At 71.6% G+C, this 26,239-nt stretch carries 21 protein-coding genes and 1 pseudogene; 9 read left to right on the top strand and 13 right to left on the bottom strand.

The window, feature by feature from the left end; all coding sequences use genetic code 11:
• Positions 1-299 precede the first annotated feature (299 nt).
• Both OG714_RS00395 and OG714_RS00390 read right to left on the bottom strand, forming a co-directional pair.
• Positions 300-1,184: a helix-turn-helix domain-containing protein gene (locus tag OG714_RS00395; RefSeq protein ID WP_406117696.1), complete on the bottom strand. Its 885-nt coding sequence runs from the start codon at positions 1,182-1,184 to the stop codon at positions 300-302.
• Positions 1,185-1,353: 169 nt separating this feature from the next.
• Positions 1,354-2,070 (bottom strand): leucine-rich repeat domain-containing protein, encoded by a 717-nt coding sequence (locus OG714_RS00390; protein WP_406117694.1) that lies wholly within the window; start codon positions 2,068-2,070, stop codon positions 1,354-1,356.
• A 205-nt stretch (positions 2,071-2,275) separates the two neighbouring features.
• Between OG714_RS00390 and OG714_RS00385 the strand changes: the two genes are divergently transcribed.
• Entirely contained in the window at positions 2,276-3,277 is a 1,002-nt protein-coding gene (locus tag OG714_RS00385) for a hypothetical protein (RefSeq protein WP_406117693.1), read from the top strand.
• Positions 3,278-3,356: 79 nt separating this feature from the next.
• Here the strand turns inward: OG714_RS00385 and OG714_RS00380 are convergent, their stop codons facing one another.
• Positions 3,357-3,695, bottom strand: a complete 339-nt coding sequence (locus OG714_RS00380; protein WP_406117692.1) for a hypothetical protein — start codon at positions 3,693-3,695, stop codon at positions 3,357-3,359.
• 518 nt (positions 3,696-4,213) lie between these two features.
• Here OG714_RS00380 and OG714_RS00375 point away from each other — a divergent pair.
• Genes OG714_RS00375 through OG714_RS00365 form a run of 3 tightly spaced genes read left to right on the top strand, consistent with a single transcriptional unit; the run spans position 4,214 to position 6,448 of the window.
• Entirely contained in the window at positions 4,214-4,429 is a 216-nt protein-coding gene (locus tag OG714_RS00375; protein WP_406117691.1) for a hypothetical protein, read from the top strand.
• Positions 4,426-5,319, top strand: a complete 894-nt coding sequence (locus OG714_RS00370; RefSeq protein ID WP_406117689.1) for an XRE family transcriptional regulator — start codon at positions 4,426-4,428, stop codon at positions 5,317-5,319. Before OG714_RS00375 ends, OG714_RS00370 begins: the two co-directional genes overlap by 4 nt.
• Before the next feature lie 10 nt (positions 5,320-5,329).
• Positions 5,330-6,448, top strand: a complete 1,119-nt coding sequence (locus tag OG714_RS00365) for a hypothetical protein (protein WP_406117688.1) — start codon at positions 5,330-5,332, stop codon at positions 6,446-6,448.
• A 749-nt stretch (positions 6,449-7,197) separates the two neighbouring features.
• Here the strand turns inward: OG714_RS00365 and OG714_RS00360 are convergent.
• A pseudogene (locus tag OG714_RS00360) lies at positions 7,198-8,030 on the bottom strand (hypothetical protein).
• Between the two features lie 1,340 nt (positions 8,031-9,370).
• A complete protein-coding gene (locus tag OG714_RS00355; RefSeq protein ID WP_406131670.1) occupies positions 9,371-10,051 on the bottom strand; it encodes an HNH endonuclease family protein in 681 nt (226 codons plus the stop codon).
• A 404-nt stretch (positions 10,052-10,455) separates the two neighbouring features.
• On the opposite strand from OG714_RS00355, the gene OG714_RS00350 reads away from it, so the two are divergent.
• On the top strand, positions 10,456-11,190 hold the full coding sequence (locus tag OG714_RS00350; RefSeq protein WP_406117687.1) for a phosphotransferase family protein: 735 nt from the start codon (positions 10,456-10,458) through the stop codon (positions 11,188-11,190).
• A gap of 176 nt (positions 11,191-11,366) precedes the next feature.
• Here the strand turns inward: OG714_RS00350 and OG714_RS00345 are convergent, their stop codons facing one another.
• From OG714_RS00345 to OG714_RS00315, 7 genes are all read right to left on the bottom strand, one after another.
• A complete protein-coding gene (locus OG714_RS00345) occupies positions 11,367-12,050 on the bottom strand; it encodes a hypothetical protein (RefSeq protein WP_406117686.1) in 684 nt (227 codons plus the stop codon).
• A gap of 7 nt (positions 12,051-12,057) precedes the next feature.
• Positions 12,058-13,041, bottom strand: coding sequence for a TniB family NTP-binding protein (locus tag OG714_RS00340; RefSeq protein ID WP_406131669.1), 984 nt, complete (start codon positions 13,039-13,041; stop codon positions 12,058-12,060).
• An 83-nt stretch (positions 13,042-13,124) separates the two neighbouring features.
• A complete protein-coding gene (locus OG714_RS00335; protein ID WP_406117685.1) occupies positions 13,125-15,254 on the bottom strand; it encodes a Mu transposase C-terminal domain-containing protein in 2,130 nt (709 codons plus the stop codon).
• Positions 15,251-16,087, bottom strand: a complete 837-nt coding sequence (locus OG714_RS00330) for a TnsA-like heteromeric transposase endonuclease subunit (protein WP_406117684.1) — start codon at positions 16,085-16,087, stop codon at positions 15,251-15,253. The genes OG714_RS00335 and OG714_RS00330 overlap by 4 nt, the downstream gene beginning before the upstream one ends.
• A gap of 128 nt (positions 16,088-16,215) precedes the next feature.
• Positions 16,216-17,655: a DNA-binding protein gene (locus OG714_RS00325; protein ID WP_406117683.1), complete on the bottom strand. Its 1,440-nt coding sequence runs from the start codon at positions 17,653-17,655 to the stop codon at positions 16,216-16,218.
• Between the two features lie 9 nt (positions 17,656-17,664).
• Positions 17,665-17,880, bottom strand: a complete 216-nt coding sequence (locus OG714_RS00320; protein ID WP_406117682.1) for a hypothetical protein — start codon at positions 17,878-17,880, stop codon at positions 17,665-17,667.
• Positions 17,881-18,051: 171 nt separating this feature from the next.
• Entirely contained in the window at positions 18,052-19,305 is a 1,254-nt protein-coding gene (locus tag OG714_RS00315; RefSeq protein ID WP_406117681.1) for a DNA-binding protein, read from the bottom strand.
• A gap of 169 nt (positions 19,306-19,474) precedes the next feature.
• Here OG714_RS00315 and OG714_RS00310 point away from each other — a divergent pair, with 169 nt between their 5' ends.
• Genes OG714_RS00310 through OG714_RS00300 form a run of 3 tightly spaced genes read left to right on the top strand, consistent with a single transcriptional unit; the run spans position 19,475 to position 21,965 of the window.
• The gene (locus OG714_RS00310; RefSeq protein ID WP_406117679.1) at positions 19,475-19,771 is read left to right on the top strand and encodes a helix-turn-helix domain-containing protein; all 297 of its coding nucleotides are present in this window, start codon (positions 19,475-19,477) and stop codon (positions 19,769-19,771) included.
• Entirely contained in the window at positions 19,771-21,375 is a 1,605-nt protein-coding gene (locus OG714_RS00305; protein WP_406117678.1) for a helix-turn-helix domain-containing protein, read from the top strand. Before OG714_RS00310 ends, OG714_RS00305 begins: the two co-directional genes overlap by 1 nt.
• Before the next feature lie 17 nt (positions 21,376-21,392).
• Entirely contained in the window at positions 21,393-21,965 is a 573-nt protein-coding gene (locus OG714_RS00300) for a transcriptional regulator (RefSeq protein WP_406117676.1), read from the top strand.
• 84 nt (positions 21,966-22,049) lie between these two features.
• On the opposite strand, the gene OG714_RS00295 is transcribed toward OG714_RS00300, so the two are convergent.
• Complete coding sequence (locus tag OG714_RS00295) at positions 22,050-23,297, bottom strand: DUF6236 family protein (protein WP_406117675.1); 1,248 nt, start codon at positions 23,295-23,297, stop codon at positions 22,050-22,052.
• Positions 23,298-23,554: 257 nt separating this feature from the next.
• Between OG714_RS00295 and OG714_RS00290 the strand changes: the two genes are divergently transcribed.
• Complete coding sequence (locus tag OG714_RS00290) at positions 23,555-26,038, top strand: Helicase associated domain protein (RefSeq protein ID WP_406117674.1); 2,484 nt, start codon at positions 23,555-23,557, stop codon at positions 26,036-26,038.
• The last annotated feature ends 201 nt before the right edge of the window (positions 26,039-26,239 follow it).

Genomic DNA, 26,239 nt, shown 5'->3' with positions numbered 1-26,239 from the left:
CCGCAGGCGACAGTTCTCGTCAAGCAACCTCTGGTGCGAATCACGCGCAAAAGCGGGCAGCTGGCATCCCGCGAAGCCCGGCGGCACTGATCGTTCTCAAGGTCAGGGTCATCACATTGGTCTTTTGCCCCGGCCGAAATTGCGGTCCTGAGAACGACTCTCCCACCGCCGTCCGTGATCTGTCAGCGGAACACCCGGCGGTGCTGCTGGTGGTCTCCGAGCTGTTCGCCAACGCGGTGCAGCGCACAGTCACCGTCAGCTGAACGCATGTCATACCGCGTGATCACTGAATCTTCGTCTCACACCACAGTCACAAGGTGGCTTGCCGCGTCGATGTACATCTTGGTGACGTCGGTGATGAAGTCGCGGCTGCTGTCGGGGCTGAGCGCCTGGGCCTGAAGGTGATCATGCAGCACGCTGTAATGCTGCACGTCGGATGGTTTCTCCAGGTAGAGGTCGCTGGTGAACCGCTCCAGATACACCACCGCCGCCGCGCAGCTGTCGGCGGACCGCAGGATGGAGAACTGTCCTGACAGGCCCGGATGGGCGCCCGCCGTGCAGGGGAGGACCTGCACGGTGATGTGCGGCTCGGCGCCGAGCGCGTTCAGGTGCTCCAGTTGTTCACGCATGACGTCCGGGCTGCCGACGACACGGCGCAGAGCCGATTCGTCCAGGACGACCCACAGGTGCAGCGGACGGGCCGGGTCGTAGATCCGGTGCTGGCGGCGCAACCGCACCTTCAGGCGCGTGTCGGCCTCTTCGGCGGTGAGCTGGGGGATCGTTTCCTCGATGACCGCGTGGGCGTAGGCGGGCGTCTGCAACAGGCCGGGGATCACCAAGGGCTCGTAGGCATGGAGTGAGGCGGCATCCGTCTCCAGGGCGATGTAGACGCTCTGGGGAATGTCGCCGTAGGCGTGCCACCAGCCCGGCTGTCCGGATTCTCTGGCCATCTGCATCAGTGAGTCGATGGCCTGCTGGCCCGTCACTCCGTAGATCGCGCACAGGTCTCGTACGTCGCGGGGGCTGACGGTGCGGCGGCCGTTCTCCAGGTGACTGATCTTGGGCTGGGAGACCATGAGCCGCTCGGCCACTTCTGTGCTCTTCAGCCCACTCGCCAAGCGGAGCCTGCGAAGCTCGGCTCCCAGGAGGCGTCTCCTGACGGTGGGGTTGTTGTTCGCCGCCACGGGCGGTGTACCTCCGGCTCCAAGTCATCCTGCTGGGCCGCAGATTGCCATGGAGCACAGGGTGTTGATCATGCGCCATGCCGCCTTGTTCGTCGGGCAGCCAAAACGGACGGTGACTCTGTCATTTGCCTCACGGCAGGGGTCGCACAGAGGGTTCGGGAACAGGCACTCACGTCAGGGCGATGCATCCCCGCCGCTCCAGCGTGGCCACCATTTGCGGGGTGAGCTCGCATGGGTTCCAGCGCAGATCCAGCTTTTCCAGTGAGGGCATGTCGACGACCCATTCCGGCAGTCGGGTGAGGTGGTTGCTTCGCACGTCCAGCTGGCGTAGTCGGGGCAGGCCCGCCAGCATCTCCGGCAGTTCGGCGAGTGCGTTCTCCCGCAGGTCCAGGTGGCGTAGTTCGGGTAGGTCGGCTGCAGACGGCGGCAAGCTCTCGAGCACGTTGCCCCTCAGCCAGAGCTCACGGAGGTTGCGGAGGCGGCCGATACTGTCGGGCAGCGTGGCCAGCCGGTTGTGCTGTGCCCGGAGCTCGATAAGGTCGGCCATCCGGCCGACGGCCTCGGGCAGGGTGGCGAGAGCGTTCTCGCCGACGTTGAGGTAGCGCAGCCGCGTCAGGTTTCCCAGCGAGCCCGGGACGTTCGCCCCGCGCCGGTGAGGCCGCGACGTCAACTCGCGAACGAACACCCCCACATGCGCCCGGCCGGCAGCCAGCGGATCGACGCCCTCCCGGTCGCACAACGCCAGATACTCCGCCAGCCCCCGTGCGTACGCGTCCAAGGTCCGCGGCGCACGACCGAGGTCCTCCCACGCCTGCAACCAGGCCGCTGCATGCCCATGCCGGGCCAGTACCGGCCACTTGACCACCAGTAACGATGTGCTGCTCAATCCGTTCCCCAGATCCGTGGACGACGCCGGGCTACATGATCACCCAGGCGGATTCCACGTAACTTCTAGGGTGTGCAGGCGGTCCAGGTCGGGCGGCAGGTCGTCGGGCATGTCGTGATCCAGAGTCGTGGTCCGTGGTGCACGTAACTCGCGCGTTCGAATACTAGTTCGATAGCGTGGTGTGTGAGAGGCGGGTGCGGTGAACATGGACGGAGAGAGGCGCCGGGTGCCGGTGGTGATGCATGTGCGCTGTGCGGAGCGGCTGCCGGATGAGCTGTACCGGCTGGTCTTGGAGCAGCTGGGGGAGTTGTCGCCGGTGGTGCAGGCGCTGCCGCCTACTGCGGCGCTGGTCGACCTGCGCGGCGCGCTGCGCTACCACGCCGCTACCGCCGCCCACCTCGCAGACGTGCTGCGGTTGCGGACGGTCTCCCGGTACGGCATCGACGTGCGCGTCGGTATCGGCCCGACCATCACCGTCGCCACGACCGCCTCCGCCCAGGTTCCCCACCCCGGCGGCGTCCTCGCCATCGAGCCGGCCGACGCCGCCGACTGGCTCGCCCTGCTCCCCGTGGAGGACCTGCACGGCATCGGCCCCCGCCACGCGGCCACCCTGAAGCGCTACGGCATCGACCGCGTCGGCCTGCTCGCCGCACTCCCGTCGGCCACGGTCCAGCGGATGCTCGGAGGCAAGACCGGCCGCATGGCTGTCGACCGGGCACGCGGGATCGACCCTCGTACCGTCACCCCGCGCCTCCAGCCCGCCTCAGCGACCGTCCGCCACCGCTTCCCCCGCGACGTCCATGACGGCGCCGCCGCCCGCGCGGCTCTGCTCGGTCTGGTCGTGCAGCTGGGTGCCGAACTGCGCGGCCGCGGGCAGGCCGCACGCGCGCTCACGCTCACGTTGTCGTTCGCCGGCGGACCGACGTGGGAGAAGACGCGTCGCCTGACCGGGCCGTCCGCGCACGAGGACGATCTGCGGCTGCTCGCCTACCAGTTGATGGACGCCGCGGGTCTCCAGCGGGGCCGGCTGACCGGACTCGCGCTGCGCGGCGAGGACCTCGTCGACGCCGGCCTGGTGGCCGAACAGCTCAGCCTCGATGCCGCGCGGCAGGCCCGTCTGGTGACGGAGTCGGCCGCCGACCGGATCCGGGAGAAGTTCGGGCCCGGCGCGATCGGCCCCGCCGCCACGTACCGGCCCGCTTCCTGACCCCACCCTGGCGAGACCGCGCACCCACTGGTCAGCCCCTCGCTGACACCGTTCGCCCCCCGGGGGGGTGTTCGCGTGTTCAGTCTCCGTATTCGCGCACTGACCAGCCGGCAGGCACGTCGCGGACCGCGAAGCCCGGCGCCATGATCTGGTGCAGTGTTTCGCCGTCGGTCCAGTCATGGAGCGTGTCGGCGAGAGCCGTGATGAGCGGCTCGTCGACGTTGTCGAAGAGGATGACGGGCTCGACGGCCAGCTGGTCATCGGTTCGCCGCATGCCGTCTACGGGAGTTGCCCAGCCGACGATCGGCATCACCATGATCAGGCTGTCGCTGGGGCACTTGATCGCCACCCGCCACCCGCCACCCGCCACCCGCCACCCGTCCGGGGCGGCGGCAAAGGGGAAGGGGACTGCGGCCATGATGCCAGACTCTAGCCCCGCGGTTCGGGCAGCAGCCCAGGCAGGACGGGCGCAACGTCCACGCCACTGCACCCGGCGGCCTCAAGCTACCCCCGAGACGGGGTAGGGGGCGGGTTCCGCTTCCGCCCAGCGCGTGGGCGGCTGGACGGAAGCGGGGCGGTCCCCTTTGGTTGTTCTTCAGCACAAGGGGGCCGCGCGGCCTTCCAGACCGGAAGGTGCGACGCCGGGGGAGGCGTCCGCTTCCATGGTGCGCCATCCCGCCGGTGCCGCAACGACAAGTACGGTTTCGCCACCAAAAGCGTTCATTCGGCCATGATTTGCCCGTACTTGTGGCCGTCATGGAGTAACGGGCCGACTGTGCCGGGGCGGGCGACGGGCGCTATTTGTTCCGTAACCCCCGAATCACGTTGAGTGGTGTGCGCCCGGCGCACCATGCTGTCGTCCAACTCCTCCGGGGCGATTCAGCACCGTCCCGGAGGGGCCCTCCCAGACCCTTCTTTCCGCCCAGGGAAGGTGCAATGACAAGCAAGCAGGTGATGACCGCAGCCGTGCTGGCGGCGGTCCTCGCATGGAGCACGGTGATGACTGTGCTCGGGCAACTCGCGGCGGTGGCCGCGTTACTGCCCTCGCTGGGGCTCCTCATCCAGCAGATCGTCGCCGCGCTCAGCGGCACGGACAGCCGTTCCGGCCCGACCCCGGCCGCAGCGGCCGGGAGTGAGGAGCCGCCACGGTGAAGCCGCCCCAGGTGCCCGAGCAGCCCGGAGGGGATCCTCCCAGTCGCCGCGGCCGCCCGCCGGAGCCGATCTGCGAGAGCGCCGGCACCGCCCACCGGACCTGGCTGGAGCCGGTCCGTACCCGGCTGACCGCGAGCGGCCTGACCCTCGATGACCTCGTGAGCCGCTCCGGCTACTCCAAGACCCGCCTGTCGGAACTCCTGCGGGGCAAGGGCTACTACCCGGGCTGGGAGATCACCTACAGCGTGGTCCGCGCGCTCGACATCCCCGTCAGCCCGGTGTGCCGGCTGTGGAAGGCGGCCGCCGTGGAGGCGGAGAAGGACACTTCCTGGATCAAGAACGGGATCCGGGACGTCCAGGCGCCCGACCTGGAGGAGCAGCCGGTCGCCCATCTGGCGTTCACCCAGGCGATGTGGCAGCCCTACACCGCCTACGCCCGCGCGTTCCTGCAGTCCGACCAGCGTGCCCAGCAGGTGGTCGCGGAGACCTTCGACATTCTCTGGCTGACCTGGGACGAAGCGACCGCGAGCCCCGACACGCCCCGCCACGCCTGGCTGCTGCTGCGCTCGCGAGTCCTGGCCCGGGCCCCGCAAAGGCCCGGCGGCCGTCCCGACCTGCGCGCGGCCGCGTTCTTCGCGGCCTGTCAGGCCGGCATCGTCGACCTCTCCGAACGGCTGGCCCGCATCGGCGTCCTGACCCGGTTCTTCGACGCGATCGCGGGCCTGCCCCCGGACCAGATGGACGTCACCGTGCTGCGCTATCTGTGCGGCATCCCTCCGGACACGGTCCCCGGCGTCGTCGGCCTGTCCGAGGCCGTCGCCCACACCCTGGACCACCACGCACGAGGGGCTCTGAACGAGCTCTTCCCCGACACCGACACCCAGGAGTGATCACCCCGCCATGAGCACCGTCGACGACCTCCTCGCCCAGTCCCTGCTGCTGCACCAGCCGCACGTCCCGTCCGATGTCGTCCCCTACGACGACCTGGCCTACGACGATCTCGCCGCGGACGGCTTCCCGCTGTGGGACCTCAGGCCCAGGACGGCAGATGACGGCGCAGCGCGGAGTCTTGCCGCCCTGTGCGAGGCGGTCGTCACCCACTGCACCATCGAACAGCTCGCCGACTTCCTCACCGACCAGGTGCCCCAGCCGCGGGCCGCATGGATCCTCGGCTGCGCCCTGCAGCTCGCGGGCGCCGACGACGGCGCCCGCTTCTGGTGGCAGTACGCTGCCGGCGCCGACGACCAGCCGTCCTCCTACTGCCTCTACCTCCACCACCTCGCCCAGGGCGACACCCACGCCGCCGCCCTGTGGCGAGCGCAGGCCGGTCCCCACGCACCCCACGACAGCGGTGACGGCACGGATCCGGCGGAGGCTGACCAGGACGCTCCGGCCTACCGGATGATGACCGCCGACACCAGTCTCTCCACCGTCCTGCGCATCCTCAGCCGCCTCACCCGCACCGACCCCCGCAGGCACACACCGATGGCGCAGGCCGTCATCGACATCGTCGCCGCCGCGGTCGCCGTCGGCTACGACCGCCACCCCGACCTCGAACTCCCCGTACCCGGGGACCACTTCGCCGAACGGCTCGCGGTCGTCGCCATCGCGGCATCCGGCACGGGCCACTACACCCGTCCGACTGACACGTCGGGCGCCGCAACCGCCGACACGGAGGACCTGCCCAACCGTCCCCCGGCCGACCCGGACAGCGACAGCGAGCGCGTGCCGGCCTGGACGCAGGGCCCGGAGCAGATGCTGGTGAACGTCACCGCCGACGGCCACGACGAGCCCGCGATCACCCACACGTTCTTCCAGGAGGCGAGCGCCGTCTGCTCCTGGGAGGCGGCCACCGCCGACAGCACGGACAGCCTCGGCACCCGCACGGCCTACTACCTCAGCCGCCTCCGCACCCGGGCCGCCAAGGCGCTCTCGCAGGGCCCCTCCGGATTCGGGACCGGATTCGCAGCCCCGGCTGCCTCCGGCGCCGGTTCCTTGCCAACCTTCCACCGGCTATAATCGATCTTGAGCTGGTCGCCGCAACTCCGGTCGGCTGGTGCTGCGTTGGTGGTCCAAGGAAAGACGCCCCGCTTCCTGCGGGGAAATGCAGGTGCAAGGCCTGCCCGGCGCTCCATACACGGTCGCTGTCCCGCACACGGTGCGGGACAGCGACCGTTTTGCATCCCGGGGTTGTGAACGAGGCCCGGCTGTCGGCCGGTTTCGTCGGCTCGCCGTACGCCCGGCCCGTTGGTGGACGAGCCTGATCGGCATCAACTGACGTGCGGTCGCGGTCAGGAGGAGAAGGAGCGGGGTCGGTGATCGCCGTAGCCCCGAGGTGCAGGGAAACGACCGGAAGCGGCGGTGAGGTGCAGGAGCGGCTACGCCTCATCCTCATCCTCTTCGTCGTCGGGGCGTCAAGGTCCTGGTTCAGGGCGTGCAGCAAGGCGTGGGCGGGGGAGGAGCCGACAGCATGAACTCCGGGCGGCAGTTGGCCGGTGAGGCCCGGTGCGCCGTGAAGCGGCGTGAAGGTGTCCCGGGTGAGGCCGGTCCGATGCCGCGTCCCCCTGGTATGTCTCCGCGTTCAACCTGGCATCGAGGGAGGAGCCCTGACCGGCGGACGAGCAGCTCCCTGGTGGTGATGCTCCCGTGGACAGCCCTGATCCCCTTGGTACCGGCCTTCGTCTTTGCCTGGACCACGCGGGCAGCCTTCCCACATCCGCAGTCGCGGTAAATGCCGGACCGTGGGCGAAGTCCCGTCTGCGACCCGGTCACTCCGGCTGGTGTTCTGGCCCCCCGAAGTCTGGGTCTTCGAAGTCCGGGCTGCTGAAGCTCGGGCGGTGCCTCGGTTCCGGGCCGTCGTCCGGGCTGGAGAAGCCGGGGCGGTCGTAGCCGAGGTGCGGCATGCGACTCGGTCCCGGGGGCGTCGTACGGCGCAGTGCCAGCGTGCCCGGAGCCGCGAGCGCCTCCTGGAGGAACGGCAGGATGCCGCGTTCCAGGAGGGCGTCGTGCCAGGCATCCCTGGCGCGGGCCACTTCGCCGCCAGACTCGCCGTAGGGGCCGGTGTCGGGTGAGGGCCTGTTGCGCAGAACGGTGAACAGCAGGCCGACGGCGGCGACGAGGATCGCCGCGGCGGTCATGGCACCGAACACCCACCCGGCGGTCAGCATGGTCTGGGCGAACGCCGGCTCGGGGTTGAGCATCTTGAGGATGTAGCCCACGAGCAGGAAGATCGCGGTGAATGTTCCAGAGAGGACGGGGGTGAGGACGGCGGCGACGGCGACGGCACCCGCACCCTCGGCCGCCTCCCCCGGGTGGTGGCGAGCCCCATCGCGCCCACGCCGCCCGGCTCCGCGGAGCCGGTCTCGCGGACGGTCGACGGGGTGGACGACGCCGGCTGGCGCAGTTCCTCGCGGACCTTCACGTAGTGCTGGTACTCGGTCGCCGCGGCCGCCGTGATGAGCGCGGTGGCGTTCAGCGCCATGGTGCGCAGCTGTTCGGGGTTGAGCCGCTGACCGACAGCGGCCAGTTCCGGGCGGGTAGGGGCGGAGCGCAGCGCCTCGTCGAGGATCCGCTCGTACTCCTGGCGGTCCTCGCTGTGCAGGTGGCCTTTGGTACGAGTGTGCCGGGGTTCGTGCTGGCCGGCCGGGGGCGGGGTGTGGACCGGCGTGGGGGAGTCGTCGAGATGGTCGGCGGTCGGGGGAGATTCCTCGGCCCTGGTGATGGATCCGCCGGGAGCCGCGGGTGCGACGGGTGAGGTGGAGGTCTGTGGAAGGCCTGGGCGTACGCGGATGCCGAGGAGCGAGGCCAGCAGCCGTCGCCGGAGCGGGAGGCTGCGCTGCTGTTCCATCGTCGGCGGGATACGTCCGGGGCGGGCGACGCCGAGAACGCTGGCGGCGATGCGCGTCGGCCAGGAGGAGCGGACCGTCATGTGGTCCCTTCCTCTCCCCGGTGCCGGGTATGAGGCAGCGGCGGCATATCGGGCCCGGTGTGCCCGGTCACCGGTTCGCTTACGGCATCCGCCGGCCGGCCGTTCGACTGCGCCTGTGGTCCCTCTGTTCGTCTCTCGGCCCGGACCGGCGACGGGAACTCGCCACGGTGCGCGGATGTACGCGGAGGTACCTGGAGTTGGGGCGGTGTCACCGCCGTGGAACCGAGCGCCATGGAAGTTGCTGCGGGCTCGGGAGCGATCGGATCACGGCGCGCTGTGGGTTCCGTCGTCGTGTCGCCGGAGGCTGTACCCGCCGTTGGGCCCGCGGTGAGCGCATCGCTCACCGACTGGACGCGGCTGAGCTGAGTCAGGATGACCGGTGCGGAGATCCCCACCACAATGGCCGCGTACGCCCCGCTGATCTGTCCCGTGGCGCCGAACAGTACTGCGGCGCCGGCACCCATACCGCTGTGGACCACAGCGGCGACAGGATCGCCGACCGGATCGAAGTACTGCTGGAAGCGCGGTGGTTCACCCTCCTGTCCAGGCGGTAATCGGCGGTGGGCACGGCGGTCCGACTGCCAGTCAAGAAACCGGGTGTAGACATCGAGAAGCCCGCGCAGCACGCCACCGGCAGCCCCCAGCAGGATCAGCGTCGGCACCGTCACGTTGTCCCCCGGCAGCACATAGGAGGGGCTTCGCCCTCTGCCCCGTGCCATTGAGCGTAGAGCCACCCGCACTTCCCCAGAAGAGGATCGGAGGCCACCGCCTCGCCGGCGATCGCCGACCAAACCAGAGCAGGCGCACCACAGCTGCCAGCGGTGTCCGGAAGGCGAAGAGCGCTGCCTGACCTTGTCGTTGGGGGACCACTGTGCCAAGGACTCTGCGAGCTGCATCCGGGCCATCCCATCGGCTGATTCCGCCGCACCTCGTATGTCCGGCCTGCGGATGTGGCACGGTGGAAGTGGTTCCGGCCCGTCGCTTTCCCCCGTAGCGGCGGGCCGGAGTCGTGTTCAGCGGGCGAGGGTGACGGTGATCGGCCAGTCGGGACAGCCGACGAGCTGCTGGGTGAGCACGTCGCGCTCGGTGGCGTCGATGCTCAGGCCCCACCGCATCTTGTCGGCGACCCAGTCGGTGTCGTACTGGCACCGGTAGCCTGCGTACGGCGGCATCCACTCGCTGGGGTCTTTGTCGGCCTTGGACCGGTTGCTGGCCGCGGACACGGCGATCAGGTCGCGGGCGTCGTCCAGGTCGTTCGCGTACAACTCCCGTTCCTTCGCGGTCCATTGGGAGGCGCCGGAGTCCCAGGCCTCGGCGAGCGGAACGAGGTGGTCGACGTCCAGCATGCTCGCGCTGTCGAGGTAGCGGTCGTCGTACGGCGAGTACCAACTGCCCCCGGTCAAAACGCAGTTGGGGCCCTGGACCGGGGCGCTGACCGCCTCCGCCTTGAGGACTTCCAGGCGGGTGTTGCAGCCGTCGCGGTCCGCGTCGGTCCAGTGGCGGAACTTGGTGCGCTCGTAGCCGGTGCGGTTCTCGGTCTGGACGGGGAGCGCGGCCAGGGCATCACGGACCGGCAGCGTCACACTGTCACCGGGAGCAGCGTGACGCTCGGTCGCGGCAGCATGGGCTGCGGTGGGGGAGAGCAGGGCGGCGAGGACGGACAGGACGGCTGTCGCGGAGCGTGCCGTGCGGATGGGGTGCACGAGGATCCTTCCGGAGAACAGACAGGGCTGTGATCTCCGTAGCGGGCCGGAGCCCCGGCACGCCCGGTGATCCGCCGTCACCTCACCCGGCCGGGCGGTAAGTCACACCGGCGACCGTTCCCAGGTCGGTCGCCTGCGCGAACCGATCTCTGACGAGGAGATCAACGCGCTGGAAACGATCGCAAAAGACGTCGTCGCGTAGGTGGGGCGTGCGTCCGATCTCCACCGATCGCAAAACGAGACCACGGCTCGGCCGGCTATGCCGCCGACCGCTCGGTGATCCAGCCACCGAAGTCAGCCGCCGAGCTGAATGCCGGGGCCTGTGCCCGCATCTCGTCCTGAGTGCGAGCAGAAACCGGTGGTCCCGCACGGCGGCGGCCATGCACACTGGCCTGGTGATCAAGTCGCAACCGCCTGCCGCTGCCCTCACCTGGGCGGCCGAAATCGCTGGCCCCCATGCCTCCGCGCGCACCGTACAGCGACTGGTCGGCGGCACTCACGCCGCCACTCATCTGTTGGAAACCGTGGACCCGGCGGGAGAGATGGTCCTGCGTCGCTTTCCGCCTGGTGACCGCGCTGCCGCTCGAGAAGCACGCGTATTGGCGGCGCTTGACGGACTGGGGGGCTGGGCTCCTCGGCTTCTGGGCGCCGACCCCGACGGAGAGCGTTTCAGCGAACCTGCGACCTTGATCACCCGTCTCTCCGGCCGCTCGGACATCACATCAGCATCCCCCGACGTGGCAGCGGTCCAACTGGGGCGCACCCTGGCCCGTCTCCACGATGTCCCGCTCGCTGAACTCATCGGACTGCGCGACGGAATGGCGGCCGCAACTGTCTCGTCCGCCCGTGTGAATGCCGCCGCTCCTGCTTCAACGATCCTGGCGTCCCATGGTCATCGTCTCGCCGAAGAAGCACCGGTCCTGACTCATTACGACTACTGGTCGGGCAACGTCCTGTGGCAGGAGGACGAACTCACCGGCATCGTCGACTGGTCAGGGGCATCGTTGGCACCGCGCGGCTTCGACGTGAGCTGGTGTCGACTCGACCTCGCCCTGCTGTACGGCCCGGTCGCAGCTGAGACATTCCTGGCCGCGTACGAGGAGACTGCCGCCCAGACAGTGCCGGTGTGATTCCGGGGTTCATAGTCGGTGCGGCAAGGGTGGCTTGAGCTGGGGTGTTGGGAGTTTTCTGAGAAGCGGCAGGGCGCGTTCTGGGTACTGGGTGGGGCGATGACGAGGCTTCTGGCCTGGGGCTATTCGTGGTTGGTTGATAACGGTGGCGTGGTGTTGGTAATGGTCCCCGGTGTCTAAAGGTCCGGTGCGTGTTTGTGCTGGTCAGCGGCTTGCTTGCCGGTCGGGGCAGCCGGGTGGGGCGGGTTGCCGCTGCCGCCGGTCCAGTACAGGGCGGTGTCGATGTCGCGTGCGGTCCAGCCGTCGGCGCGTGCTGCGCCGTGCCTGAGGAGGTCGTCGAGGAACTGGAGGTAGCGGCCGTAGCGTCCCGGTGCGGGGGTGAGAGTGAGGCCGAGGGTGTCGAGGGCGTGTTGGACGCGTTGGTCGTAGACGGCCATCCGCTGGGGTGCTGCTGCGGTGAGGACGGCTGAGGCGAGGGCGTCGCCGGTGCGGAAGCCGGGCAGTTCGGCGATGATGCCGCGTCCGGCGCGGGCGGCTTCGCCACGGGACAGGGCGGCGTCGCGGACGGCGGCGACGGCCCGCTGGGTGACGGCCCGTACGTGGGTGTCGGGCAGGGACATGAGGGCCGTCACCCAACGGGTTTGTGCGGAGAGCCGTTTCCAGACGACGAGGGCTGCGATGTCTGTCTTGCCGAGGCTGCCGGTGTCTTCGGTTCGCTGCGCGACGTCGTGGAAGACTTCGTCGTAGTGCGGTGAGACGGCGGCCAGGTAGCCGACACGGGCGGGGATCAGGACGTCCCACGCCCGGCCGTAGAGGGCAGCGAACTCCTCGTCGGCCGGCATGGCCGTGCTCTTCTTCACGTTCGCATCATGCCGTTGTGGACGGTTGGCGGGTGCGGGGGCGCCTGGCTTCTTCGGCGAGATGGTCGAGCTGGATGGCTTCCAGCGTCTTCTTGGTGATGCGTTCGGTGCCGTCGCAGATGGCGGTGATGGCGGCTTGGCGGATGAGGCGGGCGAGGCTTCCGATGCGGCCGGCGGTGCGCTGGTGGAGGTAGGAGGCGTGGTGGGGGAGTGTGCCGGGGGTGTGCTGGGTCAGGTCCAGGGCGGCTTCCATGTCGGTGATGAGGTCTGTGAAGGGCCGGCGGGCGCCGTGGCGGGCGGGGAGGGGGCCGCAGGTGATGAGGCTGGCGCGGCCGGCGAGTTGGGCGCCGCGGACGCCGGCGAACAGGGGGGTGGCGGCGACGTCGATGCCGGTGTAGACGAAGGTCGCTTTGATGCGTTCGGTCAGGTCTTTCAGCAGGTCGGCGGCTTCGGCACCGGTGGTGGTGCGCGGGTTGAGGCGGTGGATCTCGTCGATGAGGACCAGGCGGACGCCGGCTTGGGTGTAGGTGTGGCAGACGGCGCTGGTGATCTGGGCCTGGGTCATGCGGGTGGTGACCGGGATGCCGAGGTAGCGGGCGAATTCGGTGGCGAGGGTCTTGGCGGTGGCGCCGGGCGGCACCAGCAGGTACGCGACCGGTATTTGCTGGTAGGTGCGGCCGGGCGGGGCGGGGGGTGTGCGGGTGTGGGCGAGGTGGCAGGTGCGTCCGACTTCGAGGAGGGCGGTCGTTTTCCCGGCCGCGGCGGGGCCGGTGACGATCAGTGAGGGCCGGGCGGTGGTCTGCTGGTGGCGGCCGAGCAGCATCAGGGTGCGGACCTGGGTGGCGAGGGTGTCGATGGCGGGGGTGCGGACGGTGACGAACGCGGAGTGGTAGGCGAGGCGTTCTTCCGTGCTGCGGGGCGCATTGCCGGGCTGGGGCGGGGTGAGGGGCGGCGTGGTGGCGAAGGTGTGCCAGCCCTGCCAGTGGGTGATCGGCCACTCCGGCTGTGCTGTGTGCGTGCCAGGCAGCGGCGGTGTGGTGTCGGTGGTGGCGTGGTGGTCGGGTGCGGGGCTGGTCACCAGTTGAGGGCTTCCTGGGCGGGGTCGTAGAGGCCGAGTCCGGTGTACGGCACGGGGGCGTGGTCGTTGTCGCCGGGGTCGGGTTCGTCTTCGCTGTCGGCCTGTTCCGGGTCGTCGAGGTCGTCGAGGCTGTCGTCGTCCCAGCCGTCGGCGGGCGGGTCCGGAGCGCGGGGAGGGCGGGTGTGGTCCGCGGGCGGGGGTGTTTTCAGCGGCGCGGTGCGGGTGATCAGGCGCTGTTCGCCGGGGGTGGCGGTGCCGGTGCGGGCGCGGCGCATGAGTTGGTCGAGGGCGTCGGCGAGGTCGACTTCGTGGGTGTCGCGGTCGCCGTGGCGGGCGGTGATGGTCTTGATGTGCTGCCAGGTGGCGGTGTTGAAAGGCTGGTGGATGTGGTCGCGGTGGATCCACGGGATCTCTGTCAGGCGTCCGTCGGGCAGGCGGATCCAGACCTGGCGGGCGTCGTGGGGGTTGGTGTGGATCTCCCATTTGCCGCCGCGTGCGGAGACGGGGGAGGGCTGGCCGCGGTAGGGGGCCAGGACGTCCGCGTCGTAGGTGCGGTGGTCGATGCGGATGCCGCGTTCGGTGATGGCCTGCCAGCGCACCGGCAGCAGCTCGAGGTAGTCGTTGCCGTTCAAAGGCAGGGACACGTACCCGGCCACCGCGACCAGAGCGGCCCACATCTGGTTCGGGGTGAGCGCCTTCTTCGGCAGGGTGGGGTGGCGCAGGCCTTCGTGCGGGCGGTGGTGGTAGTGGATGAGCCATTCATCGAGCAGGTCCTGCAGCTGGGCGACGCTGAAGCGGGCCTCGCCTTCGGCGGCCGGTCCGCGCCGGGTGACATCCGAGCCGGTGTAGCCGGGCAGGTGCTGGCACAGCAGGGCGTTGATGGTGCCGAAGGTGCGCTCCACGATGCCTTTGGCGGTGGGGGCGTGGGGCGGGGTGGGCTGGACGCTGATGCCGAGGGTTTCGCAGGCGGCGGTGAACGCCGCGGACAGGTAGACCTTGCCCCGGTCGACGACGATCGTCTCGGGTATCACGACCGGCCGGGCCGCCGCGCCCTCAAGGCGTTCGTCCAGGGTCAGCAGCCGCTGCAGCTGGGGGAGTTGGGCGTGGGCCAGGCGCAGCGCGTCGGGCCAGGCGGGGCGGGCCGGGTGGGGGACGGCCGTCTCGGCCAGCAGCAGGGCGGCGTCGACGGCCTTGGTGCCGGCCGGGCGCAGGACGGCGGCGAGGATGGCGCGGGTGGCGACGTCGACGGCGATCGTGAGTTCGGGCCGGCCGGTGGTGCCGTCGTCGAAGACGGCGAGGACGTCCAGGCGGGTGGTGTCGACCTGTACCTGTTCGCCCGGGCGCAGCGCCACGGTCGGGGTGAACGCCTGTCCGCCGGTGGGGGAGGGGAGGGTACGGGCGGGGCGGTGGGGGTGGTCGGCGGGGTGGGCGAGCCGGTGGACGAGCCGGTAGAAGGTGGCCTGGGAGGGCGTGGGCACTGTGCCGCGCCCGTGCCGGTCGGTCAGGATCTGGGTGACCAGGGGCCTGAGGCCCTTGATGGTGCCCTTGGAGCGGCCGCGCTGGCGGCGCAGGGCTTCCTCGATGGCGGCGATGACGCGCTCGTCGGTGCGCCCGGTGGGGTGTGGGCGGCGGGTGGTGCGGTGGTCGACCAGGCCCCACAGGCCTTGTTTGCGGTAGGCCAGGCGCATGCGCTGCACCGTCGTGCGGGAGACGGGCCCGAAGCCGATCGCGGTCAGTTCCGCGGCCTTGGCCTCCTCGCGCTGCGCGAGGGTGAACCGCTCGGGGTCGTACTGTGCCCGGGGCGCCTGGCCGCTGTCCGTCTGGTCGGGCAGGCCGGACTCCACCTCGCGGATGTGCCGCTGCCAGGCCAGCGCCTTGCGGCGCGCGCTCTCGGGGGCGGTTTCGAACAGCCCCCACTGCGTCACGGCCTGGGGCATTTCGGCACCCACGAGGGCGAAGGACGGGTCGGCGAACAGATGCCCGGCCACGACGGTCTCGTCTTCTCCCGCCTCACCGGCCAGGTGGACCTGCTGTCCTGCCAGAGCGATGACCTGCCAGGTGCGGTCGCGGAAGCGGACGTGCGCGCCGACCTTCAGCACCGGCCGCCCGCCACGCCGCACGCTCACCGCTCCTCCCCACGGTCTGGGCCGCCGGTGCTGTCGCGGCGGCCGCTCTCCTGGTCGGCGCCGGGGCTGACGAGGACCCGTTCGCTCAGCGGGACGTCCAGGGGCGCCGTGAGGTGTCCGTGCCACAGGGCGTGGAAGACGGCGGGCAGGACCTCGAGCGGGTCGCCGACCGCTTCGGTGCCCTCGATCAGCGGCCGCGGCCGGGTAAACGCCCCGCGCACGGCGGCCGCGAGGCCGGGCCGGCCCTGGTTGCGGGGGTGGCGGTATCCGGCCAGCCACTTCAGGTTTGCCGCCCGCACCTTCTCCAGCGGCTCAAGACGCCGGTAGCTGAAGCCGGCCTGCGCGCACGCCGCCTCGAGAACCGGCGCAGCCCGCCGGGCCCGTTCGCCGCCGGCCTGCGGGTGGCTGGGGCAGTCGGCCAGCAGGGCGCTGCCGTCGCTGTAGCGGGCGAAGAGCTGCGGGACCCACGAATACGCCTTGCCGCGCCCGTCCCGCCACAGCAGCCGGACCGGCCGCCCGGCCAGGCCGACCACCCGCGGATCGCGGTCCAGCACCATCAACTGCGCCCGCATCGCGGCCGATCCGCAGGACACATGCCGGCCGGTCGTGGCCGACCACCACAGGCCCGGACCCCACCGCGTTCCCGGCACCACCGGGAACGTCGATACCGGCTCCAGGTCCTCGAACGCCACCGCGAGGGCCGCGTCCGCCCACCGCTGCTGCACCACCTGCCCGAGGGGGTCGACGAAGACCGCCTCCCACCCCGATGCGGCAGCCGCCTGCACACGCCGTGGCCGGCCGCCCGATGTGGCCGCCGCGTCCTTGCCGCTCATACGCTCCATCCAAGCCCGTGCCGCCTGGTGACGGGCAGTTTTTACAGGTTTTGATCACACCGTGCCCGGTGATGCGGAAACACCCTTCGAAGCGCCCCGTGCCGTGCTGCGGCCGTGGCGATGCGTGCTCACCGCTCAGGTCCGGGCCGGTCGTTGTGGTAGTCCGCGAGCGCCTCGGCCAGGGCGTCGGCAGGCAGGCGGGCCCACTGCGCCAGATCCTCCAGCGCCACCCCTGCCTGCCGGGCCGCCGCCGCGGTCTCCCGCACGGCCTGGTCGATCAGCGTGGCGGCCTGGCCGAGGCTGCCCAGCAACTGCCGCGCGGCATCAGTGGTCGTGCCCTGCTGGGCGCCGCGCAGCTGGGTCAACTGCTCCTCGGCGCCGCCGATCAGACTAGTGATCAGGGCACGCCGCTCGGCCAGAACCACCGAGCGCCACGTGGTGCCGGAGCCGGGCGAGCTGCGCTCCTTGGCCAGCACCCGCAGCTGGGTGGCCATGGCCGCGGGCTGGTGTTCCTGCCGGACCCACCACGGGTTGTTGTCGTACCCGGGCGGTCCGCCGCTGCCGCGGCGCAGGCGGATGACGCTGCCCATCCACGCGATCAGCGGCCCGCCGTAGTCGACCGCGGCGAGCGGCCCCAGCCAGTCCCGTCCCACCCGCTCGCCCAGCCGGCGGCAGCATCCTCCGTCGACAGGCAGCTGCCGCGGACGCGCACCACCGCTGTCCTTCCAAGCCAGCTCGGCCATGGCCGGGTCCAGCAGCGCGCCGGCCACGGCCACCACCTCGGGGAAGATGACCGCATCCCGTCCCACGATCCGCCACCGCTCAACGTCCCCGCCGGCGTCGCCGCCCGCCACCTGGTGCAGGCGCCGCGGCCAGATCTCCTCCCGTTCCCAGTACAGGGCCTCATCCCACCACCGGGCCACGACCGCGTGCGCCAGGGCGAACACCTCCCCGCACTCCGCTCCGGCCCGCACCGCACGGCGTGCCACCCCCGCCCACCGCCGCTGGGCCGCAACGACCTCCGGGACACCGCGCAGGTCGAGGTCCTCAAGGGGCTGGTCGGCGTCCGCATCCAGCTGCCACCGCCCGTGCCGCACGCACACCCGCTCCCACCGCGCCGCGTACCGCACCACCTGCACCGGCATCCCGCACCGCCGGGCCGCGCACCGGCGGCAGCCGAAGGCGACCGGCCCGGCCAACTCACCCCCGATGCGCCACACCGCCAGCGGCCCCCCGTCCTGCGCGGCGGACAGCTTCGCGTCCTGCCGAGCCCAGGACGGCAACACCTGAGCCAGCGACTCCTCTCCCACGCCGCACAGCCCGGCCAGCACCTGCCGCCCCGCCGTATTCAGCAGGACATCGGCATCAAAGCGCACCCGCCCGCTCTCGTGGCGGGGCTGGTAGTTGCGCCACTTCCAGCAGGATCGCAACGCCTTCGCCTCCAGCCCGTAGCGCGCCGCGATGCGGCAGATCAGGGACGACGTCGTCTCCCCGCTGAAGGCAACGACGCGGAAGACCCCGACGCGGTGAGGATCGCCCTCAAGGGCCTGTCCCGGGAAGCCGGCCACCACCGGCCCTCACCGCCGTCCGGGCACCGCGGGGAGCGGCGCCACCGCCTGAAGGTCCTCGAACCGCCCCACGGGGGCGGCCGCGAGCCGGCGCCGTGGCAGCCGCGTTCCGTCCGGCGCGGCGAACACCGCTTCCACGCCGTCCGTCTCCGGGATCCGGCACCCGCCTGCGGCGGCGGCCGGTAAACCGGCGGGCACCTCGGCGTGATGGCTCTCGATGATCACGTGCTCCAGACAAGTCCATGCGTACGGCGCCGCGCAGGCGAACCGGCCGGTAACTCCAACTCCCGCCCGCCCACCGGCCGGCGGGCCGGGCGCGCGGCGCCCAGGATGCCGCGCAGCGTCCGCCCGTGTCAGTGCGGGATCCTGCACTTTCCCCGCCTGGGGCGTGACCGGTTACGGGGCCGGACGGCGGCGGTAGGCCCGTCCGCGGCGTCCGCGCCGGTCGGTGAACGCCTCGCCCGCGCTCCAGCCCGCCCCCGACCGCGCCCGGCGGGCCGCCTCCTGACGGGCCGCCACCTGCCGTGCGGCGTACTCCTGCCCGGCCAGCCGCCGCAGTCCTGCGGCCACGGACGGCGGCCGCCACTCACGGCGCAGGAAGAACGGGTCGTAGCCGTAGGCGGCCGGACCGCTCGCGCCGGGCGCCGGCGGCCAGCGCCGGGTGCGCACCACCACGCCCATGAAGTCGTACAGCGCGCTCGGGCAGTCGTCCCCGGCCAGCGGCCCCAGCCAGGGACGCGCGACCAGCTCGCCGAGGCGGGCCACGAAACGGCCGTCGGGCCCCAGCGGCCGCACACTCCGGGCGCCGCCCGCGTCGGCCCACACCAGCTCGTGCAGCACCGGGTCGATCAGCGCGCCGGCGACGGCCACCGTCTCGGGCAGGGTGACCGCGTCCCGGCCCACCGCCCGCCACCACGCCAGCCGCTCCCCGGCGCTGCCGCCCACCACCCGGTGCAGCCGGCCGGGCCAGATGCTCTCCTCCTCCCAGTACAGGGCCTGCTCCCACCACCGGGCGACCACCGCATGCGCCATCGCGAACACCCGCCCCGCGTCATGCCCCCCACCCTGCGCGCGCCGGGCCACCGCCTCCCAGCGCCGCTGCGCGCGCCCGATCTCCGGGCACCCGGACACGTCCAGGGCCACCGGCCCGTACCCGCCGGGCCCGTCCTGCCCGTCGGGGGCGTCCGGCTGCCAGTACTGGTGGCGCGGGCACACCCGACGCCACAGCGGCAGATACCGCAGCACCTCCCCGTCACGCCCGGTGCGCCGCGCGGCGCACCGGCGGCAGGCGAGCGCCACCGGCCCCGCCACCCGCGACGCGAGCTCCCACCGCGCCCGCGGCCCTGCTGCGTCCGTCTCCTCGCCGAAGAGCGCCGCGGCGTGCGGCCACGACGGCAGCGCCCGGGCCAGATGCTGCTCGGGCACGCCGCACAGCCGCGCCAGCACCCGCTGCCCGGCCCGGTCGAACAGCACCTCCGCGTCCGGGCGCGGACCCGTGCCCGTGCCCGGATGCCGGGGCGGATGGTTGGCCCACGACCACCACGGCAGCACCTGGGCGGGCGTCATGCCGTAGCGGGCGGCGGCCCGGCGCAGCAGCGAGAAGGCCGTCTCACCGGCGAGCGGGGCGGTACGGACGGCGCCCGGGATCACGGCGGCTCCTTCCGGCAAGGCAGTGATCAAGTGATCACCAGCATGCGGTGCCTGCCTCCGCCGGGTCCAGGGAGGAAGTCTGCACCGGCCTGCGGGCGGACACTCTTCTCGTGATGCGAAAAACTCAATCTGCATGCGGAAGTCACATGATTGGGGTAGGGTGTGGGGCATGGGAATGTCTCTGGCGGAGCGAGTGCGGGTCACGGTGGCGGCGCTGCTGCATGCCACCGGTGAGTCGCAGGCGGCACTGGCCGGGGTGCTCGGGGTCACGCAGGGGCAGGTGAGCCGCCGTCAGTCCGGCACGGCCGCATGGAGCCTGGACGACTGCGACGCACTGGCCGCGCATTACGGCATCGACGTACTGGACCTGCTGGCCGGGCCGAGCCGGGCGTGCGAGGAACTGCCCGACGCGCGCCGCGCCGTGCGGGAACGGGCGGATACGGGCGAACGTGAGAGGAAGCGGTGATGGCACAGTTCGACGCGGTCGACGCCCTGCTGGCCACGGCCCGCAAGGAGGCCGAACTGCCCCCGGCCGAGCAGCGCCGGATGCTGCGCGAGGCGCTGAACCTCTCGCGTGCGCAGGTGGCCCGCGCCCTGGGCGTCAGCCCTTCCACGGTCGGCGGCTGGGAGAGCGGCCGCGACCCGGGCGGCGAAGTCCGCGACCAGTACGCCTACTTCCTCAAGGGCGCCCAGACCAGGCTCGCCGCCCTCGACGCGGACCGCGCAGCCGAAGATGCCGACACCCACACCGGCACCGGTGCCGAGGACGCGCCGGATGCCGGGCCGGGCGACGCGGCGCACCAGACGCCCGCCGGGCAGGAGACCGACGACGCCGAGGACGTCGAGGACGTGCAGACCCTGACGGTGCCCCGGCCGTGCGTGCTGTGCGGACACGACGCACGCCACGAGGTCGCCGGTTACCCCCAGCACCTGGACCCCGCCGAGTGCACCGCTCCTGCACCCCCGGTCCCGGCACCCACTGCGACGGTGCCTTCGGTGGCGGAGGCTCCGGCCGGCCGTGTGCCGCGCCCGGCCCCGCCGCGCCGGTCCGGGAGCGTGAAGACGGTGGGGTCCACCGCAGGCCGGGTGCGGACCGCCGCCGACGTCCCCGATCCCATCGGCGACGCGGTCGCGGCCGCGCTCGCCGAGCACCGGGGCGATATGGAGGCCGCGACCGCTGCGCTGGTCAAGCGGGCCATCCCGGACGCGATGGCCCTGCTGGACGCCACCCGCAAGGGCGGCCGCTACGACATCGTGGCCCACCCGGGGATCCCCGACATCCTGCGCAAGCAGACCGCCAGGGGAGCCGACCAGATCTGGGAGGCCCGCCCCAAGTGGACCCGCCCCGAACTGCCCGCCGGAGCGCACGAAGTGGCCCGCCTCGACATCAACGGCGCCTACATGTCGGCCCTCAAGACCCACCTGCCGATCGGCCGCCTCGAACACTCCGAAGGCAACGTCCACGACCGGCGCCGCTCCGGGGTCCACCGGATCACCGCGTCCGCCTGGGAACACGACGCGGTCCTGCCCAACCCGCTGGGCGACCGCGACGAGCCCGGTCCGCTGTGGGTGACCGAACCCACCCTGCGCCTGCTGATGCGTCTGGCGGGCCCGAAGCACCGGCTGTGCGAGCCGCCCGTGATCCACGAGTCGTTCACCTCGGGAGCGACCGAGAGCCTGCTGGAGAAGTTCCGCATCACCCTCAAGGACGCCCGCGACAAGGCGATCGCCGAGGACGACGAGGTCACCGTCGAGTACGTGAAAGCCATGTACTCCAAATTCGTCTCCACGATGGGGGAATCGACGTACAACCGGGAGCTCAACCGCCCCGACTGGATGCACCTCATCCGCTCCCAGGCCTTCGCCAACCTCTGGACCAAGGCATTCAGGGCCCACGACGAGGGCCTGATGGTCGTCAGCGTCCAGGGCACCGACGAACTCCACGTCATCGGCGACTGGCACCAGGTCTTCACCGAGGGCCGCGGCGTCACCGAGGTGAAGGTCAAGGACACCTACATGGTGGGCGGTCCGCCCGACGACCCGGCCGCCCCCGGCGACACCGACGAGTAGAGGAGGAGCAGCCCCGCATGCCCGAGCGCACCGTCGACTTCGGCAAGTACCACGCCCGAGGAACCAAGGGCCACGAACTGGTGGCCCGCCAGCTGGACTCCTACCTGACCTACATCACCACCCCCGTCACCACCGAACGCGGCCTGCTCGCCCGCCTGCACTACCTCACCCGCACCGACCACGCCCGCACCGCCGCCCGCGACGCGGGCCTGACCGTCACCGACGACACCGTCAACGCCTGGCTCAACGGCGAGCGCCGGCCCCTGAAGAAGAACCTCGCCGCCGTCGAGGACGCCTACCGCGCGGTGCGCCGCCACAACGTCGCCCGCCACCTCCTGTCCCGCCTCAACCGCGAGGGCCGCGGCACCCGCGTGGAGATCCACCCCCTCGACCAGTCCCTCGTCAGCCGCCCCCTGCAGCGGGTCATGGGGCACCGCCACCTCAACGTCCGCCACTGGGACCGCATCGTCGACGCGTGGGCCGCCGGCGACGACCGGGCGCTGGACGACGCCTGGATCGAGAAGATCGTCGATCTCGGCTCCCAGTGGGGCCAGTACGAGTACTGCACCAGCATCGGCTTCGCCGCCTAGAAGCCGCTGCGGTGTGCCGGACAGGCCACCAGCCGGTGCCGGCACCGAGTGCACAAGGGGAGCCTGCTCGCTGCGTTGGGCAGGTCAGGCGCGCTGGGTGATCTGCCGCAGGAGGGACTGCGGTTTCAGGCCGCGTTGCACCGACAGCAGATAGGCGGCGGGGTTCCCGGACTTGAGGCCTTGCACCTGCTGTTTGTGCGTGTGGCGGACGTTCATGAAGCCGAGCGCCGCTCCGGCTGCCGCACCTGCCACGGGATGGTCGAGGAAGCCGCCTGCAGCCGTACCGGCCAGGCTCATCAGGGCGGGTACATCGAACTTCACGTTGGCCAGGCCGTACACCGTACCCATGCCCTGTGCCTTCATCGCTTTCCGCAAGGCCTGCAAGGGACGATCGAATCGGTCCTCGACCGCGAGCCGCACATCGCGCACGCGCGCCTCCTGCAACGTCACCCCGCTCAGCTCCTGCCGCAGTTCCTCCACGGTCTGCGTCACGACGGCGTTGAACGCGGCGAACTCCTCGCGGTGCTCCTGGCGCAGCTTGACGATCTTCTCGACCGGTATGTTGTCCATTCCGGCCGGCACAGCCAGACGGATGGCCAGCAGTCCCACCGCATCGGTGAGGTCGTCCGGCCGAGCGGCCGCTGCCACGCCCGGAGCGTCGAGCAGGCTCTGGGCAATGCGGTCCACATCCCAGCCGTCCGACGCCAGATGCGCATCCGGCTGGTCCGTCGTGGGCGTGTAACGGCCCTGGCGCGCGAGGACTTCGACAAACGCACACTTGTAGACCCAGGTGAGTCTGGCGTCCATCGCCATCCAGCGCCCGTACACGAGGGACTGCCGCTCTTGCAGTCCGGGCGTCCGCCGCACATCGGCTGCCAGCCCGCACTCCATGAGCACCTCGCGCAGCTCGGGGGTGAACTCTTCCTCGTAGGAGGCAGCAACGCCCGCACGCGCGGACACCCTGCCGTGGGTGTGCCTCGCTGCGCGTCCCCATGTGAGCGGCGGTGCCGGATTGAAGGAGTCCCCCGCGCTGTGGCGGCCCCAGGCGCCCCACGCCGGCGACGCTGCGTATCCGGCGGCGCGCAGGGCCCCGCCGTGACGGGCAAGGACACTGAGGAACAGGGGTGCCACCTGCCGGGCTGTCTCCGCCGGATCCACCGGCCTGACGAAGCCGAGCTCCTCACGCAGCACACGGGCGGTCCGTGAATCCGCCAGGGGGTATCCCTGCGGCACGACGCGCGCCAGCTCCCGCCAGTACAGCGCGGCCGTCTTCAGCCACCGCTCATCACGGAAGTGGATGAACGGGTAGTACAGCCCCACCTGCGGCAGCATGCCAACTCCTCACCGACGACCGCCCCCTCGGCAGCCCGCCAGGAAACCGTAGTAGACCCCGCCATCACGAGTCCCCCGGAACCACACGGCCAAGGAGACGTACACGGCTGCCCGTTGGGCCGCGACGGCCTGCCAGGAACCGTGCGCCCCGCCCGATGCCAAAAGACCAGCGGGCGCGGAAGCCGCAGCACTTGCCTGCCCCACCGTCCGGCGCGCTCCGCGGATCCGCACCGCACCCGCCCCCGCGGTACGGGAGGATGAACGCCAACGTCCTGCCCGCCGCCCCGCCGCTCCGCATACCGAGGACCCGCGCGATGACCGCCCAACCCACGCCCGACGGCCGCCCGCCGCGCTTCGTCCTGCGCACGGACCAGCAGGACGGCGTCGACAGCGCGGCCCGCCACCTCAGACGTCCCCGCACCCGCGGCCACGAGGTGTCCGCCTGCGGCACCGGCAAGACCCTCATCGCGCTGCGCACGGCGGAGGCGCTCGGGATCGGTCACCTGGGGGTGGCGGCGCCGAGCCTGGACCTGGTTGCCCAGTGGGCCGCGGCCGCCCGCGCCGACCACCGCGACGAGCCGATGATCACCGTCTCCTCGATGAACGCCGCCTCCCACCCGCTGCTGGCCGACGCCGACGTCGCCTCCACCAACTCGGGGGAGTACCTGGCCTACTGGCTGGGCCGCCACCCCCGGGCGACGGTGTTCTTCACCTTCGACTCCCTGGACAAGGTCGCAGAGGCCCAGCACTCCGCGGTGTTCGCCCCGCCCGTGTTCGGGCTGCTGGTCGTGGACGAGGCCCACGCCACCGCGGGCACCTGGACCAAGAACTGGACCGCGCTGCACGACGACGAGCGCATCCCCGCCGAGCGCCGCCTCTACCTCACCGCCACCCCCTACGTGTGGGAGGCCCCCCGCCTGGCCGAGGCGCCCACCAGCAGGGCGCAGCCCAAGCGCACCCCCTCCACCGCGCCCGGCTGGGACGATCCGTCCCTGCTGGCGACGATGGACCAGCCGAGGGTCTTCGGCCCCCGTCTGCACACCTACTCCCACGCCGACGCCATCGACGACGGCGTCCTGGCCGACTACCAGCTCGTCGTGCCCACTGTCACCGACACCGACCTGCGCACCGCCCTCACCGACCCGGACGCCGGGCCCACCGCACGCCGCACCACCGCCCTGCACCTGGCCATCCTCAAGGCCATGCGCGAGCAGAACCTCAAGCATGTGTTCGTCTACTTCCAGCAGATCGCCGACGCCGCAGACTTCGCCCGCCAGTTCGCCCACACCCTGCGCACCCTCCCCGACGACCTGCGCCCCGGCTGGGCCGGCCAGCTGAGCGTGCAGTCCATCGACGGCACCCACAGCCCCCACCGGCGCGCCGCCATCCTCACCCGCTTCGCCGACGCCGAACGCGGCGTGCTGGCCAACGCCAAGGTCCTGGGCGAAGGCGTCGACCTGCCGGCCGTCGACGGCATCGTCTTCGCCGACCGCACCGCCAGCGTCCGCCGCATCGTCCAGGCCCTGGGCCGCGCCCTGCGCAAACCCCCCACCCTCACGACCAAGACGGCCTCCCTCGTCGTCCCCGCCTACATCCCGCCCGGCGCCGACCCCACCGACCTCCTCGGCACCCCCTACGAAGCCCTCTGGCTGGTCACCGCAGCCCTGCGCCACCACGACCAGACCATCGCCGCCCGCGCCCCCCGCGCCAAGAACACCCACCCCGCCCGCGACTCCCACACCTACATCACCCGCCGTTTCCGCTTCGACCACACCCTCGACCCCACCGCGATCGCCCGCGCCCTGGACCTGCTGGTGTGGCCCTCCGACGGCGCCGTCCTGTCCGCCCCGCGCCGCGCGGGCCTCGCGGCCGCGGTCCGCTACCACGCCGAGCGCGGCCACCTGCGCGTGAGCGCCGACTACGAGGACGCCTACGGCTACCGGCTGGGGGCCTTCGTCACCGGCCAGCGCACCGCCCACCGCGCGGGCGCCCTCGATCCGGCGTGGACCGCCGAACTCGAGGCGCTCGGCATGGTCTGGGACGAGCACGAGGCCCTCTGGCAGGGGCACATGGCCACCGTCGAGGCCTTCCTCGCCGAACACGGCCACCTCGCCGTCCCCGCCCAGGCGCCCGGCGGCCAGTTCCTCGCCGACCAGCGCACCGCCGCCCGCAACGGCCGCCTCACCCCCGCCCGCGCCGCCGAACTCACCGCCCTCGACCCCGGCTGGATGCTCCCGCACGGCCCCGACTGGCACCGCAAGTACCACGTGATCCGCCGCCACCTCGAAGCCGGCCACCACCCCGCCACCCTCACCCGCGACACGGTCATCGGCACCGTCAAGGCGGGCAGCTGGCTGCACCGCCAGTTCACCACCTGGACCCAGCTCGCCCCCGGACAGCGCGACCTGCTCACCTCGACCGGCCTCACCCCCGACCAGGCCTCCCCCAGCGCCGGCGCCCCGAAGCGGCGCACCTTCGCCCAGACCGCGCAGATCCTCAGCCTGTTCGTCGACCGCTGGGGACGCACCCCCGGCGCCCGCGAGTGGATCGAGGTCGACGGCGAACGCGTCATGATCGGTCCCTGGCTCGCCAAGACCCGCACGAAGAGGAACGCCGGAACACTGCCGCCCCAGCAGGCGGAGCTGCTGTCCGGGATCCTCCAGGAGGACTGGAGCACACCCGAGACGGAGCCGGCCGCCGTCCCCGGCCCGGCATCCGCACAGCAGCAGGCACTGCGCTGACCTGCGCCGGGAGCTCACCCGGCAGCCGGCGACCGCGCCAGTTGCACCGCGGAAGATGAATTGGTTTTTCCACTCGACCGGAACAACTTCCCTCCGCAATCACACGGCATGAATTGTGCCGACGTCGGAAGTGAAGTGGTGAACGTGAACTGCACCGACGTCGGAAGTGAAATGGTGAACATGAATTGCAGGCATGCAAAA

Origin of the sequence: Streptomyces sp. NBC_00989 (genome assembly GCF_045162655.1) — a bacterium.
In the GTDB taxonomy this organism is placed as follows: Bacteria; Actinomycetota; Actinomycetes; order Streptomycetales; family Streptomycetaceae; genus Streptomyces.
This window is presented reverse-complemented; position numbering and strand designations above follow the sequence as displayed.

What these genes read in the sequence shown, in the direction of transcription:
- OG714_RS00380 (WP_406117692.1), bottom strand. Translation starts at nt 3,695, where the DNA reads ATGGCCGCAGTCCCCTTCCCCTTTGCCGCCGCCCCGGACGGGTGGCGG.
- OG714_RS00310 (WP_406117679.1), top strand. Translation starts at nt 19,475, where the DNA reads ATGGGAATGTCTCTGGCGGAGCGAGTGCGGGTCACGGTGGCGGCGCTG.
- OG714_RS00305 (WP_406117678.1), top strand. Translation starts at nt 19,771, where the DNA reads ATGGCACAGTTCGACGCGGTCGACGCCCTGCTGGCCACGGCCCGCAAG.
- OG714_RS00375 (WP_406117691.1), top strand. Translation starts at nt 4,214, where the DNA reads ATGACAAGCAAGCAGGTGATGACCGCAGCCGTGCTGGCGGCGGTCCTC.
- OG714_RS00385 (WP_406117693.1), top strand. Translation starts at nt 2,276, where the DNA reads ATGGACGGAGAGAGGCGCCGGGTGCCGGTGGTGATGCATGTGCGCTGT.
- OG714_RS00365 (WP_406117688.1), top strand. Translation starts at nt 5,330, where the DNA reads ATGAGCACCGTCGACGACCTCCTCGCCCAGTCCCTGCTGCTGCACCAG.
- OG714_RS00300 (WP_406117676.1), top strand. Translation starts at nt 21,393, where the DNA reads ATGCCCGAGCGCACCGTCGACTTCGGCAAGTACCACGCCCGAGGAACC.
- OG714_RS00295 (WP_406117675.1), bottom strand. Translation starts at nt 23,297, where the DNA reads ATGCTGCCGCAGGTGGGGCTGTACTACCCGTTCATCCACTTCCGTGAT.
- OG714_RS00330 (WP_406117684.1), bottom strand. Translation starts at nt 16,087, where the DNA reads ATGAGCGGCAAGGACGCGGCGGCCACATCGGGCGGCCGGCCACGGCGT.
- OG714_RS00290 (WP_406117674.1), top strand. Translation starts at nt 23,555, where the DNA reads ATGAACGCCAACGTCCTGCCCGCCGCCCCGCCGCTCCGCATACCGAGG.